Origin of the sequence: Burkholderia cepacia (assembly GCF_001039005.1) — a bacterium.
Taxonomy (GTDB): Bacteria; Pseudomonadota; Gammaproteobacteria; order Burkholderiales; family Burkholderiaceae; genus Burkholderia; species Burkholderia theae.
This window is the reverse complement of the sequence record NZ_LDWR01000001.1, coordinates 42,897-59,103: the sequence shown is the minus strand read 5'-3', so window position 1 is coordinate 59,103 and position 16,207 is coordinate 42,897. Positions and strand designations below refer to the sequence as shown.

Annotated in this window: 18 protein-coding genes; 7 read left to right on the top strand and 11 right to left on the bottom strand. The window is 68.1% G+C overall.

The features are described from left to right. Positions 1–7: 7 nt before the first annotated feature. The 5 genes from VL15_RS00295 to VL15_RS00280 form a co-directional block, all read right to left on the bottom strand. Positions 8–727: a molecular chaperone gene (locus VL15_RS00295; protein ID WP_048242467.1), complete on the bottom strand. Its 720-nt coding sequence runs from the start codon at positions 725–727 to the stop codon at positions 8–10. A gap of 15 nt (positions 728–742) precedes the next feature. Then, positions 743–1,240 (bottom strand): spore coat U domain-containing protein, encoded by a 498-nt coding sequence (locus VL15_RS00290; RefSeq protein WP_155420090.1) that lies wholly within the window; start codon positions 1,238–1,240, stop codon positions 743–745. 141 nt (positions 1,241–1,381) lie between these two features. After that, on the bottom strand, positions 1,382–1,609 hold the full coding sequence (locus VL15_RS41650) for a hypothetical protein (protein WP_155420088.1): 228 nt from the start codon (positions 1,607–1,609) through the stop codon (positions 1,382–1,384). Positions 1,610–1,801: 192 nt separating this feature from the next. Further along, positions 1,802–3,007: an MFS transporter gene (locus VL15_RS00285; protein WP_048242466.1), complete on the bottom strand. Its 1,206-nt coding sequence runs from the start codon at positions 3,005–3,007 to the stop codon at positions 1,802–1,804. A 748-nt stretch (positions 3,008–3,755) separates the two neighbouring features. Next, positions 3,756–4,667, bottom strand: a complete 912-nt coding sequence (locus tag VL15_RS00280) for a LysR family transcriptional regulator (RefSeq protein WP_048242465.1) — start codon at positions 4,665–4,667, stop codon at positions 3,756–3,758. A gap of 162 nt (positions 4,668–4,829) precedes the next feature. Between VL15_RS00280 and VL15_RS00275 the strand changes: the two genes are divergently transcribed. Beyond that, the gene (locus VL15_RS00275; protein WP_048242464.1) at positions 4,830–5,750 is read left to right on the top strand and encodes a pyridoxal-phosphate dependent enzyme; all 921 of its coding nucleotides are present in this window, start codon (positions 4,830–4,832) and stop codon (positions 5,748–5,750) included. Between the two features lie 344 nt (positions 5,751–6,094). On the opposite strand, the gene VL15_RS00270 is transcribed toward VL15_RS00275, so the two are convergent. Next, positions 6,095–7,177, bottom strand: a complete 1,083-nt coding sequence (locus VL15_RS00270) for a DUF2242 domain-containing protein (RefSeq protein ID WP_048242462.1) — start codon at positions 7,175–7,177, stop codon at positions 6,095–6,097. A gap of 114 nt (positions 7,178–7,291) precedes the next feature. Then, the gene (locus VL15_RS00265) at positions 7,292–8,185 is read right to left on the bottom strand and encodes a LysR family transcriptional regulator (protein ID WP_048242461.1); all 894 of its coding nucleotides are present in this window, start codon (positions 8,183–8,185) and stop codon (positions 7,292–7,294) included. A 108-nt stretch (positions 8,186–8,293) separates the two neighbouring features. Here VL15_RS00265 and VL15_RS00260 point away from each other — a divergent pair, with 108 nt between their 5' ends. Both VL15_RS00260 and VL15_RS00255 read left to right on the top strand, forming a co-directional pair. After that, positions 8,294–9,049, top strand: a complete 756-nt coding sequence (locus tag VL15_RS00260) for a TerC family protein (RefSeq protein ID WP_048242460.1) — start codon at positions 8,294–8,296, stop codon at positions 9,047–9,049. A 91-nt stretch (positions 9,050–9,140) separates the two neighbouring features. Continuing rightward, complete coding sequence (locus VL15_RS00255) at positions 9,141–9,440, top strand: zf-TFIIB domain-containing protein (RefSeq protein ID WP_048242459.1); 300 nt, start codon at positions 9,141–9,143, stop codon at positions 9,438–9,440. A 119-nt stretch (positions 9,441–9,559) separates the two neighbouring features. On the opposite strand, the gene VL15_RS00250 is transcribed toward VL15_RS00255, so the two are convergent. After that, positions 9,560–9,970, bottom strand: a complete 411-nt coding sequence (locus VL15_RS00250) for an Hsp20/alpha crystallin family protein (protein ID WP_048242458.1) — start codon at positions 9,968–9,970, stop codon at positions 9,560–9,562. A gap of 16 nt (positions 9,971–9,986) precedes the next feature. Continuing rightward, on the bottom strand, positions 9,987–10,427 hold the full coding sequence (locus VL15_RS00245) for an Hsp20/alpha crystallin family protein (RefSeq protein ID WP_048242457.1): 441 nt from the start codon (positions 10,425–10,427) through the stop codon (positions 9,987–9,989). 246 nt (positions 10,428–10,673) lie between these two features. Here VL15_RS00245 and VL15_RS00240 point away from each other — a divergent pair, with 246 nt between their 5' ends. Beyond that, positions 10,674–11,591 (top strand): 3-hydroxyacyl-CoA dehydrogenase NAD-binding domain-containing protein, encoded by a 918-nt coding sequence (locus VL15_RS00240; RefSeq protein WP_048242456.1) that lies wholly within the window; start codon positions 10,674–10,676, stop codon positions 11,589–11,591. Between the two features lie 39 nt (positions 11,592–11,630). Here the strand turns inward: VL15_RS00240 and VL15_RS00235 are convergent, their stop codons facing one another. Both VL15_RS00235 and VL15_RS00230 read right to left on the bottom strand, forming a co-directional pair. Then, positions 11,631–11,909, bottom strand: a complete 279-nt coding sequence (locus VL15_RS00235; RefSeq protein WP_048242455.1) for a DUF4148 domain-containing protein — start codon at positions 11,907–11,909, stop codon at positions 11,631–11,633. Positions 11,910–12,076: 167 nt separating this feature from the next. Then, positions 12,077–12,925 carry a LysR substrate-binding domain-containing protein gene (locus VL15_RS00230; protein ID WP_048242454.1) on the bottom strand — a complete coding sequence of 283 codons (849 nt, stop codon included), beginning with the start codon at positions 12,923–12,925 and terminating at the stop codon, positions 12,077–12,079. A gap of 328 nt (positions 12,926–13,253) precedes the next feature. On the opposite strand from VL15_RS00230, the gene madL reads away from it, so the two are divergent. The 3 genes from madL to mdcA all read left to right on the top strand — a co-directional run bounded on the left by madL (position 13,254) and on the right by mdcA (position 16,206). Then, positions 13,254–13,649, top strand: coding sequence for a malonate transporter subunit MadL (gene madL / locus VL15_RS00225; RefSeq protein ID WP_048242453.1), 396 nt, complete (start codon positions 13,254–13,256; stop codon positions 13,647–13,649). Between the two features lie 11 nt (positions 13,650–13,660). Continuing rightward, on the top strand, positions 13,661–14,428 hold the full coding sequence (gene madM / locus VL15_RS00220) for a malonate transporter subunit MadM (RefSeq protein WP_048242452.1): 768 nt from the start codon (positions 13,661–13,663) through the stop codon (positions 14,426–14,428). 131 nt (positions 14,429–14,559) lie between these two features. Continuing rightward, the gene (mdcA, locus tag VL15_RS00215; protein WP_048242451.1) at positions 14,560–16,206 is read left to right on the top strand and encodes a malonate decarboxylase subunit alpha; all 1,647 of its coding nucleotides are present in this window, start codon (positions 14,560–14,562) and stop codon (positions 16,204–16,206) included. The last annotated feature ends 1 nt before the right edge of the window (position 16,207 follow it).

The window sequence follows — 16,207 nt, the reverse complement described above, 5'->3', positions numbered from 1 at the left end:
CGGCGGTCTAGCCCGGCGGCTCCACTGCGACGACCGCGCTGGCCGGCTGCGAATTGACGGCCGCGCGCACCGTGACCTTGCCGCCGAGCGCGACGCCGGCCGGCAGCGGCACGCTCCACTGGCTGGTGCGGCCCGCGAGCGCGTAGCCGAGCAGCCCTTGCGTGAGCGGGTACGCGTGACCGTCGCCGGTCACGAGCTCGACCGACGCCAGCTGCGCGCGGCGCGCGCCGCCGTTGCGCACGCGCAGCACCCAGCCGCCGTTGCTGCGCAGCAGCGTCCAGTCGAGCTGCGGCGCGCCGTTGCTCGCGGGCTCGACGAATACCGGAATCGAGTAGCGCAGCCGGATCGACACACCGTTGGTCGATGCCTCGCCGGGCTGCGGCAGCTCGTCGATCAGCAGCCGGTAGCTTTGCTCGACACCGGACGGCGTGCGCGACGCGCGCACGACACGGATCAGCTGCTCGGACTGCGTGCCGACCTCGATCAGCGGCGGGCTCGCGACGAGATCCTGCGTGGGCGTCAGCATGTCCTGGCCGTCCGCCTGGTCCCAGCGGAACACGCGCACCTGCCCGTACACGGGCCGCTCGCCAGAATTGCGCAGCGTGATGCCGGTGGCCGTGTCGTCGGTGCCGAATTCGATCGTGACGGGGGAAATCTGCAGCGACGCGGCGTGCGCGGCGCCGGCCGCGCACAGCAGCGCGGCGAGCGTTCGACGTATTGCGGTCATGCGAGGCGGCGCCGGTCAGAAGTAAACGGTTGCGGTGACGGTCGTCTGATAGGTGTCGGGCTTCGGCGTCGTCTGCGTGGGCACCTGACCGTAGACGGTGAGTGACTGCGCGGTGCCCGTGCCGGTGCCGGCCACCGTGTCGGTGCCCTGCGTGTTGCCCCAGATCGTCGTGTGTCCGGCATCCTGGTAGAGCTGGAAGCCGACGGTCGTCGACGTGTTGCCGGTCGCCGTGCCGGCCATCAGGCGGCTCGAGACGGTCGACCCCGTGACCTGGCCCGCGTCGAGACCGACGTTGTACGGTGTCGTGTTGGTGCAGGTGACGCTCAAGGTCGTCTGCTGGTTGATCGCGGCGGACAGCACGCCGTTGGTGCCGAACGCCAGCGGATTCGCGGTGATCGCGCAGTTCGGCTGCAGCGTCAGCGTGACGTTGAAGGTGGAGGTTGCAGTGCCGTTCGAATAGGTGGCCGCGTCGGCGGCGGGCGTCGCAAGGCCGATTGACAGCGCGAGCGACAATACCGTGGAAGCGATGGCGACTTTCACAATGGTCCCCCGTCGATTTGTTTTTCATTGGATTTGTGCCGCGCGTTGTTTGCCACGACTTCATTAATCCTGATACGAATCGGCGAGTCTTTCAATCTCAAAGTTCGAGTTGTCTCATTTTGTCACGGTCGATTTTTTCTTTATTTGAATAAAGGCTTGAAGTATTGCGTTTTTCGATTTTGTCTTGCGCGATTCGGGCGAAAGTTTTTCCTGCGAAACGGCAATGGGTTCGTGACTCATGTAGGGTGTGGCACTATTTTCATGAATGACATCGATTATTGAATCATTTAATAAAAAATCGGAAACCAATGCGCCCGATGGAATGGGTTGGCGGCGAATCATTCGAGTGGATTGAACCGATTCCAGTAGTCCGGCGAATGGATTCGATTTTCGCGGTGATGGAGTGCAGCGATATTCCGGATTTTTTTGATTGAAGAATCGGGGATTCCGGATTGACAGCTGAAAACGAAAACGGCCGCATTGCGCGGCCGTAGGGATGGGGACGCTAATGGACGCCGGTCCGACGTATCGCGATTACGAATTCGCGGTGGCCGGCGCGCGGCGGCGCTGCGCAATCTGCAGCATGACGAGCGCGAGTCCGGCCGCGGCGATCAGCCCGCCGACGAGCGGCACCGCCGCGTAGCCGAAGCCGGCCGAGATCGCCGCGCCGCCGGCTGCCGCGCCGACCGCGTTGCCGAGGTTGAACGCGCCGATGTTGACCGCCGATGCGAGCCCCGGCGCTTCGTGGGCCGCGCGCATCACGCGCATCTGCAGCGGCGGCACGACCGCGAACGTCGCGACACCCCAGACGAGCAATGTGACGGCGGCGCCGGCATGCGTGCTGGCGAGCAGCGGGAACGCGGCCATCGTCGCGATCAGCAGCAACAGGAAGCCGATCAGCGTGCCGTCGAGCGAGCGGTCGGCGAGGCGGCCGCCCGCGATGTTGCCGATCGAGAAGCCGACGCCGATCAGCACGAGCATCGCGGTCACGAAACCGGGCGTCGCGCCGGTCAGGTGTTCGAGCGTCGGCGCGACATACGTGTAGAGCGTGAACATCGCCCCGGCGCCGAGCACCGTCGTTCCGAGCGCGCCGAGCACGACAGGCCGCGTCAACACCGACAGTTCGGCGCGCAGGTCGGGCATCTTGCCGGCCTCGCCCTTCGGCAGCGCGGCGAACAGGCCGGCGATCGCGATCAGGCCGAGGCCCGCGGTCGCCACGAACGACATGCGCCAGCCGATGATCTGGCCGAGCCAGGTCGCGGCCGGCACGCCGCCGACGTTCGCGATCGTCAGCCCCATGAACATCGTCGCGACCGCGCTGGCCTGCTTTTCGCGCGGCACGAGGCTGGCCGCGACCACCGAGCCGAGCCCGAAGAATGCGCCGTGGTTGAGGCTCGTCACGAGGCGCGCGAGCAGCAGCGTCGTGTAGTCCGGCGCGACCGCCGACAGCAGGTTGCCGATCGTGAAGATCGACATCAGCGCGATCAGCGCCGAACGGCGCGACCAGCGCGCGAGCAGCAACGTCATCAGCGGCGCGCCGGCCATCACGCCGATCGCATAGGCGCTGATCAGCATGCCGGCCTGCGGGATCGACACGTGCACGCCGTCGGCGATCACGGGCAGCAGGCCCATCGGCGAGAACTCGGTCGTGCCGATGCCGAACGCGCCGGCGGCGAGCGCCAGCAGCGGCAGCGCGGCGCTGCCGCCCGGGCGGGAGGGGGAAGAAGTCGTGGCGTTCACGCGATGGGCTCCTGTATTCGAGAGGCAACGGCACGAAGCCGTTGAGAACAGCGCGAAGTGTGCCCGCATTACTTTTGCCGAAAAAGCCGCATTAGAAAGAAATTATCTTGATTTCATGTCAACAATGCGGGGCACGCGCGCATGCGCGCAAGGCTGGCTGGCGGCGCTCCGGTGGGGCGGGCGAACGATGGAGTCTTTTTCGGAAAGGCTTTCGTGATGAAGAAGGCCGCTTCATGGCCCGGTGAATTGCGATCCGATGGTGGTTCGCAGTTGATCGATGGTCGCGCCGCGCGACGATCCGGGTATCGTCCGGTGATCGCGCGGCCGGGCAGATCCGGCCGGCTGTTCAAGCGCCGGTCATACCCGGCGAGAACATCGCCTGCTGGCTGAAAGTCCTTTGTCGGCAAGGCCTGCGGGCAAAAAAAGCCCCGGCCACAGGGGGACCGTGACCGGGGCGGAAACGCATCCTCTCTTTGGCACGAGGGTTGGATGCGTGCGAAGTATATTTCGGCACATGACAATTCGAACGGGCGTTAAACGGCCGTTTTTGGTGTCAATTTAAAAATGCCGGCGCTGCGGTATCCGTCGTCATCGTTTGGAGAGATTTTTAGTAGACACTGTGCCGTTGTTTAGTGCGTCAACACGGCTAAATCGTTGCTTTAACGGATATCGGAATCCGCTCGTCAATCGGTGACACGAATCGCGTCGCAGGATCGCTTGCCCGACGCGGCCGGCGTCCGACACCCGTTCAATCCGGCGCACCGGCCGCGTCGCGCACGGCCGCGAGAAACCGCGCGACGACCGGCGACGGTACCGCCGCCGCGCCGTCGAACACGAACTCGATGTCGAAGCGGCTCGCGAGCTCGTCGAGCGCGACGAGCCGGACCGTGCGCGGACAGGTGGGCGACGCGCTTTCCGGCACGAATGCACAACCCATCCCGGCCGCGACGAGGCCGATCAGCGTCGGGATGTCGCTGCCGACCTGCGCGATACGCGGCGTGAAGCCGGCCTGCTGGCACTGCGCCATCAGGAACCGGTGGTGCGCGGCCGAGCGCTGCGCGTCGAACCAGACGAACGGCTCGTTCGCGACGTCGGCCAGCGTGCGCGGCGTGTCGACGCGTCCGCCCGGCGGCGCGGGCATCGCGAGCACGAAGCGGTCGCTCAGCAGCCGCACGCCCGACAGGTGCGGTGCCTCGTCGCGACGCCACGCCATGATCCCGCCGTCGAGCTGGCCACGCACCAGCGCGCTCGCCTGTTCGGCCGACAGCATCGGCGCGATCGACAGCTTCACGTCCGGGCACGCATCGCGAAACGCCTTGAGGACGTTCGCGACGACCGGCAGCGGCAGGCAGTTCGGCAGCGCGCCGAGCCGCAATTCGCCGAGCTGGCCGGCCGCGCTGCGCAACGCGCGCTCACGGCTGTCCTGCAGCGTCGCGAGCAGGCCGGTCGCATCCTGCAGGAAGCTCGCGCCGGCCGCCGTGAGCGTGACGCCCGTGGCGCGGCGGATCAGCAGCGGCGTGCCGATCGCGTCCTCGAGTTCGCGGATCTGCCGCGACAGCGCGGGCTGGACGATGCCGGCCGCGCGGGCGCCGCCCATCACGCTGCCGGCTTGCGCGACGGCCACGAAGTAGCGCAGGTGACGCAGTTCGATCTGGCGCATGCGGTGTCCATTCCGGTTCGTTGATATGCCTGTGAAGCATAACAAACGTCATCCGATGGTATTGGAAAGCATGACGGGCGTGTCGTACGATGGCCGTCATTGCCGCACTCGCTCACGAGTCGCGTGCGTTCCCTCCGTTCCCATTTCGCCGCGTCCGATCCCATGCCGCTTCATATCCCGACCCCTTATATCCGCTCGCAAATCGCGTCCCGCCGGCTCGGCAGGACCATTCGGCTGAAGCTCGATGCGCTGCAGCCGTCGGGCTCGTTCAAGCTGCGCGGCATCGGCGCCGTCTGCGAAGCGCGGCATGCGGCCGGCGCGCGGCGGTTCGTGTCGTCGTCGGGCGGCAACGCGGGCATCGCCGTCGCGTATTGCGGCCGCGAACTCGGCGTGCCGGTGCTCGTCGTCGTGCCGGAAAGCGCGTCGGCCCGCGCGCGCGAGCTGATCCTCGTCGAAGGCGCGGAGCTCGTCGTGCACGGCGCGAGCTGGGCCGAGGCGAACGCGTTCGCGCAGTCGACCCTCGGCGAGCACGACGCGTTCGTGCATCCGTTCGACGACCGCGTGCTGTGGCAGGGCCACGCGACGATGATCGACGAGATGGCGGCGGCCGGTCCGAAGCCCGACGCGGTCGTGCTCGCGGTCGGCGGCGGCGGGTTGCTGTGCGGCGTGCTCGAAGGGCTGGCGCGCAACGGCTGGCACGACGTGCCAGTTGTCGCGGCCGAAACGGAAGGTGCCGACTGCTATGCGCGCTCGCTTGCGCAGGGGCACCCCATCGAATTGCCGGCGATCGCGAGCATCGCGACGTCGCTCGGCGCGAAGCGGCCGTGCGACGCGGCGGTCGAATGGGCGACGCGCCACGAGATCCATCCTGTCGTCGTATCCGATGCCGAAGCGGTGGCTGCGTCGCTGCGGTTTCTCGACGAACACCGGATCGTCGTCGAGCCCGCGTGCGGCGCCGCGCTGGCCGCGCTCGAGCGGCCGGTGCCCGTGCTGGCGTCGGCGACGGAGATCGCCGTGATCGTCTGTGGCGGCGTGACGGCGACCGTCGAGGATCTGCAGACGCTGCGCGCGAAGTTGCGGTAAGCGGGGGAGGCGGTGCGCGGGTTTGTCGGGTGACGGCCGGATGGTTATTGGCTTCGATGACCTTGGGCGTTTGCCTCGCGTTGGGCTGTCACGGCGCGTCACGGTCGCTTTCCCGTTGAAGCAATAATGGCTACGCAGCCGGCAGGCAGCCGGGGGCGCGGGATTTTCTGCGGAGAATGATGGGGAGCGTATCGTCGCGCTGCGCCGGATGTGGGGCGGCGCGACAATACTGACGGCCGATCAGGAAGGCCGATCAGGAAGGCCGATCAGGAAGGCCGATCAGGAAGGCCGATCAGGAAGGCCGATCAGGAGGGCCGATCAGGACGGCTGGTCAGGAAGGCTGGTCAGTTCGCGGCCGGTGCGCTCGCACCGGCCGGCGCGGACGACGCGGCGGGGTTGGCGGCGGCCTGCGCCGGCGTTTTGTCCGCCGGCGCAGGCGACGCGCTCGAAGGCGCGGATGCCGGTGCGGGGGCGGATGCCGCGGCCGCAGGCGCAGCCGATACCGGCGTAGCCGTGGCCGGCGCCGAAACGGCGGGCGTGGATGCCGCGACGGCAGGCGCCGATACAGGGCCGGAAGCGGGCACCGGCGCGGAAACCGGCACCGGAGCCGAAGCCGGTGCAGGTGCCGAACCGGAAGCCGCTGGCGCCGATGCGGCCACCGACCCGGAAGCCGCCGCCGGCGCGACAGCGCGCATCGCAGCCGGCGCGATATTCGCACCCGATTCAGGCACCACGCCCGGCACCGAAAGCGGCACCGGCGCTGCGGGTGGCGTCGGCACGGCCGGCGTCGTCATCTTCATCGGTTCGCCTTGCGGCGTCGGCGCGGGTTCGGGCAGCGGCGTGACGGCTTCCTTCTCGGCGGCCTTCACGGTCGCGCGGTCGCGGCGGGCCGGGTCGATCTTCAGGAAATGGTCGACGAGATTGAAGAAACGCTCATAGAACACGCCGGCGGGAATCGTCTCGCTCGCGGTCTTGACGAGCGCATCGTCGCTCGACCCGATCGGCAGCGACAGCGAGCCGAACACGCTCAGGCCGACGCTCGCCGACGTATTCGACTTCTTCAGCGTGTAGCGGTCCTGCACCGCGTTCACGTACGCGATGCTCGACGAGCCGTCCGCGTTCGCATCCGCGCACACGACGTGAAACTCGATCACGACGTGCATGTCGTTGTTCGGCTGGAAATTCTTGCTGCCGTCGACCGCGTCGTTGCGCGACGACGACACCACGTAACCCTGGCTCAGCAGCGCGCGCCGCGCGGCCTCGCAGGTCGCGTCGGATTTCGAGTGGAACGTATGCGCATACGGGCTGGTCGTCGCATCGAACTGTTCCTGCTGGTAGATCGGCTTGGGCGGCGACGAGCACGCCGCCAGCACGGTCGCGGCCGCGAGCGCGCACGAAACGGAAAACAGGCGAAATCGGTTGTGCATGGCGTCTTTCAGAAGGCTCGCGAGATGTCGCGCAATGGCGGTGCGTGGATGATGCGCGCGGCAATCTCGTATGGCCGGGGCGTCATTATAGTTTCGTTTGATGTCGCGCTCGCATCAGCCGACCGGCGCGGCGCGCGTCATGGCGAGCAATTGCGACGTCAGCGGATGGTGTTCGCCGCGCCGCGAGCGGATCGCGTGGATCTCTTCCGTTACGTCGCCCGCGCGTCCGAGCCGCCTGAGGCCGCGCAGCAGCGACGCATCGTTCGCGCCGAGCTCGCTCAGCGGAAACACGCCGAGGCCGCGCGTTGCGAACACGGCCATCAGCGCGCTGTCCTCGAATTCCCCGGCCACGCGCGGCACGATCCGCTCCGCTTCCAGCCACTGGTCGAGGCGCGCGCGCAGCGCCGAATGCGCGGTCGGCAGCAGCACGGGCAGGTCGGCCAGGCACTGCGGAAAGCGTTGCCGCGCGGCCGGCGTGACGAGCGCCGCGGGCCCGTACCAGTCGACCGGCGACGCGACCAGCCGCTCGCTCGTCACGCGCAGGTTCGAACCGGACGGCGCGCCCTGGCCGGCCAGCACGAGATCGAGGTGATGCAGCGCGAGTTCCGCGAGCAGCGCATCGTGCTCGCCCTCGTGGCACAGCAGCCGCAGCGTGGGCGTGTCGAGCACCGGTGCGAGGATCGCGTGCGCGGCGAGCTTCGAGATGCCATCGGCGAGGCCGACCGCGAGCCGCACGGTCGGCTGGCTGGCCGCCGCGCGCACTTCGTCGGGAATCAGCCGCCCCATCTCGAAGATCACCTCCGCGCGCGCAAATGCGGCCTGGCCCGCGTCGGTCATCGTGACACCGCGCCCGGCCGGGCGCAGCAATTGGTGCCCGAGCGATTTCTCGAGCTCGCGCACCTGCGCGCTGATCGTCTGTACGGCCATGTCGAGCCGCCCGGCCGCCCGTGCGAAGCCGCCTTCCTTCACGACGACCCAGAAATAGTACAGATGTCGGAAATTCAGCATCGGATCAACATATCGTAAAAACCGAACCTAAATTCAGATTCTCTCTGATTTTTTCGAAGTTCGGGGCGGAATATCATCGGGCTTTCCACTTTCGTATCGGCCCATTACATGGACTACCTGCTGACGCTTGCCGCCGACCCCGCCGTCTGGGCCGCGCTCCTGACGCTCGTCGTGATGGAAGTCGTGCTCGGCATCGACAACCTGATCTTCATCTCGATCCTCAGCAACAAGCTGCCCGAAGCGCAGCGCGCCCGCACGCAGCGCCTCGGCATCGCGCTCGCGCTCGTGATGCGCCTCGCGCTGCTCGGCAGCGTCGCGTGGATCGCGAGCCTGACCGAACCCGTGTTCACGCTGTTCGACCACGCGTTCTCGTGGCGCGACATGATCCTGCTGTCGGGCGGCCTGTTCCTCGTGTGGAAGGCGACCACCGAGATCCATCATCACGTGTCGCACGACGGCGAAGGCGCGGGCGGTTCCGGCGGCGCGGCCGGCCTGACGGTGTGGGCCGCGATCGGCCAGATCGTGATGCTCGACATCGTGTTCTCGATCGACAGCATCGTGACCGCGATCGGCATGACCGAGCACGTCCCGATCATGTTCGTCGCGGTGATCGTCGCCGTGGCGGTGATGCTGTTCGCCGCGCAGCCGCTTGCACGCTTCATCGACCGCAACCCGACCATCGTGATGCTCGCGCTGTCATTCCTCGTCGTGATCGGCATGACGCTGATCGCCGAAGGTTTCGGTTCGCACGTGCCGAAGGGTTACATCTACGCGGCGATGGCGTTCTCGGCGTTCGTCGAGGGCATGAACATGCTGGCGCGGCGCGCGAAGACGAAGCGCGCGGCGCGGGTGGAAGGCCGTTGAGTGGGCGCGTGCGAGGCCGGCCACGATGGCGGCCGGCTCGCGCGCCTGCATCCGGAATGCGTACGTCAATCGCACGAAAAGGAGAAACGCGATGAAATGTCCTGTCTGCAAGACGCCCGACCTGCTGATGGCCGAGCGCCAGTCGATCGAGATCGATTACTGCCCGACGTGCCGCGGCGTGTGGCTCGATCGCGGCGAACTCGACAAGCTGATCGCACGCGAGAGCGGCGACGCGCCGGCACGCCGCGACGAGGCGCCCGCGCCGCGCGCCGCCGACGCACCGCGCGATCGCGACGGCTGGGGACGCGACGGTCGTTCGCACGACGACCGTCACCGGCACGACGGCCAGCGCCGCCGCAAATCGGTGTTCGACCTGTTCGATTTCGATTGATTGCGGCTGCGATGTGATCGCCCGCGCGTCGCCCGTTGCAAAAAAGCCCCGCCCGGCATCGCGCCGGGGCGGGGCTTTTTCATGCGCGTCGCGCGTCGCGTGACGACGTGCGACGACGCTTACGCGTTTCCGGCCGTCACGTCGATGCGGCGCGGGCGCGTTTCCTCGCGGCGCGGAATCGTCAGCGTCAGCACGCCGTCGCGCAGGTTCGCGTCGATCCGCGACGTGTCGAGGTCGGGGCTCAGCACGAACGTGCGCGCGTAGCGCAGCGCGCGGACTTCGGCGTGCCGCACGCGCAGGTCGGCGGACGTATCGATACGTGTGTCGGCTTCGATCGTCAGCGTGTTGTCGTGTACCTTCACGTCGAGGTTCTCGCGCGGCACGCCGGGCAGGTCGGCCCGCAGCGTCACGCCGAGATGGTTCTCGACGATGTCGACGGCCGGCGTGATCGCGGGCCGGCGCGCGGCTTCGGCGGCGGCGGGGTGGACGGTGCTCGTGTGGCGCTCGGCCAGAGTCGGGTTCGTATTCATGTCGGTATCCTGAATATTATTGAACGGTGATGGCACGTGGCTTCGATACCTCGCGACGGCCCACGCGAATCAGCAGGCAGCCGTTTTCGTAGCGGGCGCTGACTTGATCGGGATCCGCGTCCCGCGGCAGCTCGACGACGCGGCGGAACGTGCCGTGAAAGCGCTCCTGCGCATAAGTGCGCACATCGTCGCCTTCGCTGCGCAGCGCGGGCTTGCGCTCGCCGCTGATCGTCAGCAGGTCCTTGTCGATCGACACGTCGAAGTCGGTCGCGGCCATGCCGGGCGCGAACGCGACGATCTCGATCGCGTCGTCGGTGGCGCCGACGTCGAGCGCGGGAAATGAACCCGGCCGCACCGCGCGGATGCCGGACGGGCGCTCGCCGAACAGGTTCGCCACTTGCCGCTGCACGCGGGCGAATTCGTCGAACAGGTCGTTGCCGAAATGAATACCGCTCATGTTGGTCCTCCGGAACAGGAAACGCGGGAGACGTGACGACGCGACGCCTGCGGCGGGCGCGACGGGTTGCTCCACTGGATCGAAACGGGGGCAGTGCGTTGCATGGAGCACTGCCCGGCAACACGTAATTAGTGGCCGTCGCCGCGCATTTCAAGAGGGAAATTGCAACTTGCGTCAACGCGTGCCCGCGCGATTCGATGCGACAATCGCCGCGCACTATCCGCAGACCAACGACACGGGACAACCATGGACATTCAACGCATCGCGATCGTCGGCGCCGGCGTGATCGGCGCGAGCTGGGCGGCTTTCTACCTGACGAAGGGCTTCGACGTCGTCGCGACCGATCCGGCGCCGCAAGCCGACGCGCGGTTGCGCGAAGCGCTTGCCGCGTTTCTTGGCGAGCGCGCCGGCGAGCTCGCCGCGCGGCTGTCGTTCGACGCCGATCTCGTGCGCGCGCTCGACGGCGTCGATTTCGTGCAGGAGAGCGGCCCCGAACGGCTCGACCTGAAGCGTGCGCTGTACCGGCAGATGGACGACGTGCTGCCCGCGCACGTGCCGATCGCGTCGAGCTCGTCGGGCCTGAAGATGTCCGACATTCAGAGCGCGTGCGCGAAGCATCCGGAACGCTGCCTGATCGCGCATCCGTTCAATCCGCCGCACCTGATTCCGCTCGTCGAGCTGGTCGGCGGCGACGCGACCGGCAAGGACGTGATTGCGCGCGTGAAGGACTTCTACGATGCGCTCGGCAAGCAGACGATCGTCCTCAACAAGGAGATGACCGGCCACGTCGCGAACCGGCTCGCGGCTGCATTGTTCCGCGAGGTGTATCACCTCGTCGGCGAAGGCGTCGTGAGCGTTGCCGATGCGGACAAGGCGGTCGCATGGGGCCCCGGCCTGCGCTGGGGGCTGATGGGGCAGTGCCTGACCTATCACCTCGGCGGCGGCGCGGGCGGGATCGCGCACTTTCTCGAACACCTGTCGGGGCCGATCACGAGCTGGTGGGACGACCTCGGCACGCCATCATTCGATCCGGACGTCGATCGCAAGCTGAACGACGAACTGCGCGCGATCCAGGGCGAGCATTCGATGCAGGAGCTGGCGGCCGAGCGCGACCGGCTGCTCGTCGAGCTGATCGACGCGCGGCGCCGCAGCTTTCTGCCCTGATCGCGATGCCGCGTCGTGTATCGGCGGGGCCGCGACCGGTTACTGCTGTGCCGCCGTTTGCGGGGCCTGCGGCGTCTGCGCGAGCCATGCGGGGCTCGCGGCCTGCACGAGTTCGCGGTTGCGCGCGCGTGTCGCGGCATTCGGCGGGTAGTTGCCGTCGTTCGTCGGCAGTTCGCCGTCGAGATAGGCTTGCTTCAACTGGGCGATGACTTCCGTGCGTGTCAGGCCCTGCTCGGGCGCCGCGGCGTCGGTCTGGGCAAAGGCGGGGGACAGCAGGGCGGCTGCGGCGGTCGCGACGGCGAATCGCAAGACGTTCATGGTGCGCTCCGATCAAGGGGACGGGACACCGGATGCGCACGGCAACATGCCGTGCGTTCCGATGGGCCCCATTGTCGCGAGCGGGTGCTGCGCGGACGATGACGCGTTCCGGGCAAAGCTGCCAGTTGCGGGTGCGACCGCGCATGCGCGCGCCGCACCCGGTGCGGTTACAACTCCGCCGCCGCCGTGATCAGCGTGGCTTCGAGTGCGAGCGTCGAGCGCGACGCGGCCGCCGGCCGGTCGATCACGTATTCGAGTTCGCCGAGTTCGGGCAACCCGGCGTCGAGCCGTGCGAGGCCGGCCGGAATCACGTAGCCGGCGAACGCGCTGACGCCGAGCCCCGCGCTCGCGGCCGCGCGCAGCACCGCGACGCTGCTGCTCACGACCGCGATCCGGTACGGCCGCCCGATGGCCTCGAGCGATTCGAGCACGCGGCGGCGCGACACGCTCGGTTCCGGATGCATCGCGAGCGGCAGCACGGTCTCGTGGCCGGTGATCCGCGAATCGGGGCCCGTGCACCAGTACAGCGGCTCGCTGCGGATCACGCGGCCGCGCCGGCTGCCCGCGATGCGCTTTGCGAACACGAGATCGTGCCGCCCCTCGTCGAGCGCGTCGAACAGGTCGCCCGACAGCCCGGTCGAGATCGCGAGCTCGACATCCGGATTACGCTGCACGAAGCTCGCGAGCGCGGCCGTCAGGTGCGCCGACGCGAAATCCTCCGACATCGCGAGCCGCACCTTGCCCGACAGCGGCGGCCCGCACACCGACGTGACGGCTTCGTCCATCAGTTCGAGAATGCGCACCGCGTAGCGGAACAGCGCGTCGCCGTGCTGCGACAGGTGCACGTTGCGCGTGTCGCGCTCGAACAGCGGCCGGTCGAGCAGCTCTTCGAGCCGGCGGATGTGCTGGCTGACGGTCGACTGCGACAGGTTCACGCGCTCCGACGCGGCGGTGAAGCTGCCGGACTGGGCGACGGCGACGAAGCTGCGCAGCAGCTCGGGCGGTAACGGACGCATTGCTAAATCCACTGAATCGGTTTCGACAACTTCATAAATGGCCGGATATTGCGGGGCTAGTATCGGATCACGCCCCGGTGCGGCCCGCGCAACGGGACGAACCGGACGCGCAACCCGCGTCGTGCCCCGAGGCTGTATCGGTCAGTCTACGGCATACGGCGTCCGGCCCGAAACCGCATCATCCCATCGACCGCCCGAGAACGCGCCCGCACGACGGGCCGCCGGGCCGCGGCGCACCGCCGCTGGAGACAGTCCGCGCACGGGATCGACGTGCGGGCCTGCCTCCCGCACGCGTCAGGCGCCCGTCACGAAGAGACTGGAGACGCTCATGATCATCTACGGAACCGCGCTGCTGGCGTTCTGCCACCTGGCCGGACTGTTCCTCGGCGACCTGCTGGGCACCGCGATCGGCGTGAAGACCAACGTCGGCGGCGTCGGCATCGCGATGCTGCTGCTGATCTGCCTGCGGCTGTGGCTGCACCGGCGCGGCTGGCTGCCGAAGGAAACCGAGGCCGGCGTCGGTTTCTGGGGTGCGATGTACATCCCGGTCGTCGTCGCGATGGCCGCGAACCAGAACGTCGTCGCCGCGCTGAAGGGCGGCCCCGTCGCGCTGCTGGCTGCCGTCGGCGCGGTCGCGATCTGCGCATGCTGCATCGCGGTACTCGTGCGCACCGGGCGCGACGACACGGCCTTCGCGGGCGTGCCGCAATTCGAAGAACAGTAACGGAGGCCGCCATGCTGCAGATGCTCGAAAAAGTCGTCGCCCACAACGGGCTCGTCGCGTCGTTCGCACTGGTCGGCCTGATCATGTGGCTGTCGTCGATCGCGTCGCGCAAGCTCACGTTCGGCCGCGTGCACGGCTCCGCGATCGCGATCGTGATCGGTCTCGCGCTTGCGTATGTTGGCGGCGCGTTCACCGGCGGCGAGAAGGGGATCGCCGACGTGCCGCTGTTCGCGGGCGTCGGCCTGATGGGCGGCGCGATGCTGCGCGATTTCGCGATCGTCGCGACCGCGTTCGAAGTGCAGCCGACCGAGGCGCGCAAGGCCGGGCTCGTCGGCGTCGTGTCGCTGCTGCTCGGCACCGTGCTGCCGTTCATCGTCGGCGCGTGCATCGCGCGCGCGTTCGGTTATACCGACGCGGTCAGCATGACGACGATCGGCGCGGGCGCCGTCACCTACATCGTCGGGCCCGTCACGGGCGCGGCGATCGGGGCGAGTTCCGACGTGATCGCGCTCAGCATCGCGACGGGGCTCGTGAAGGCGATCATCGTGATGGTCGGCACGCCGGTCGCGGCGAATTTCATGGGTCTGAAGACGCCGCGTTCCGCGATGATCTTCGGCGGCCTCGCGGGCACCGTCAGCGGCGTGAGCGCGGGGCTCGCCGCGACCGACCGGCGGCTCGTCCCGTACGGTGCGCTGGTCGCGACGTTCCATACGGGCGTCGGCTGCCTGCTCGGCCCGTCGGTGCTGTTCTTCGCGACGCGCGCGCTGGTGGGCGGCTAGGGTCATGCGACGCGGCCCGCGTGCGGGCTGCATCCATCGCGGCGTCCTCTGAGTCGCATTCGTCAACATCATCAATCGGCGGCGGCGCCAGGCTTAGAATGCCGCTGAACCATCGAAGCGGAGAACTGTTCATGACGGGATGGAATCACGCGCGGCAGGCGCGCGATGCACGCCTCGCGGCCGGCGCGGCTTACGCGCAGGGCAAGCGGGTCGATGCGCGCGACACCGTGGCGTTGCTCGAAGCGGTGCTGCGGCCCGGCGACCGCGTCTGCCTCGAAGGCGACAACCAGAAGCAGGCCGACCTGCTCGCGACGGCGCTCGCCGACGTCGACAGCGCGAAGGTGCACGACCTGCACATGGTGCAGTCGGGCGTCGTGCTGCCCGAGCATCTCGACGTGTTCGAGCGCGGCATCGCGAAACGTCTCGATTTCGCCTATTCGGGCCCGCAGTCGCAGCGGATCGCGAAGCTGCTGTTCGGCGGCAAGATCGCGCTCGGCGCGGTGCACACCTATCTCGAACTGTTCGCGCGCTACTTCATCGATCTCACGCCGCACGTCGCGCTGATTGCCGCGGTCAGCGCCGATCGCGACGGCAACCTGTACACCGGCCCGAACACCGAGGACACGCCGACCGTCGTCGAGGCCACCGCGTTCAAGGACGGCATCGTGATCGCGCAGGTCGACCGCATCGTCGACAAGGTGCCGCGCGTCGACATCCCCGGCGACCGCGTGCATTTCGTCGTCGAGGCCGGCCGGCCGTTCTACGTCGAGCCGCTGTTCACGCGCGATCCGGCCGCGATCACCGAAACGCAGATCCTCACCGCGATGCTTGCGATCAAGGGCATCTACGAGCCGTACGGCATCAAGCGCCTGAATCACGGGATCGGCTTCAACACGGCCGCGATCGAGCTGCTGCTGCCGACCTACGGCGAGAAGCTCGGGCTGAAGGGCAAGGTCTGCACGCACTGGGCGCTCAATCCGCACCCGACGCTGATTCCCGCGATCGAGTCGGGCTGGGTCGAGCAGGTCCATTGCTTCGGCTCCGAGGTCGGGATGGACGAGTACATCCGCGCGCGTTCCGACGTATGGTTCACGGGCCCCGACGGGTCGCTGCGCTCGAACCGCGCGTTCTGCCAGACGGCCGGCCTCTACGCGTGCGACATGTTCATCGGCTCGACGCTGCAGATCGACCTGTCGGGCCATTCGTCGACGGTCACGGCCGAGCGGATCGCCGGCTTCGGCGGCGCGCCGAACATGGGCAGCGACGCGCGCGGCCGGCGCCATCCGAGCGAGCCGTGGCTGAAGGCCGGCGCGGAAGCCGACCCCGACACGCCGGCGCCGCTCAGGCGCGGCCGCAAGCTCGTTGTGCAGATCGGCGAGACTTTCGGCGACAAGAACGTGCCGATGTTCGTCGAGAAGCTCGACGCGCTGAAGCTCGCCGACAAGCTGCAGCTCGACCTCGCGCCGATCATGGTCTACGGCGACGACGTCACGCACATCGTCACCGAGGAAGGGATCGCGAACCTGCTGATGTGCCGCGACAAGGACGAGCGCGAACATGCGATCCGCGGCGTCGCCGGCTATACGGACGTCGGCCGCGGCCGCGACCGGAAGATGGTCGAGCGGCTGCGCGAGCGTGGCGTGATCCGCCGCCCGGAGGATCTCGGCATCGATCCGCTCGACGCCGACCGCCGCTGGCTTGCCGCGCGTTCGATCAAGGATCTCGTGCACTGGTCGGGCGGGCTTTATGCGCCGCCGGCCCGGTTCCGCAACTGGTGAG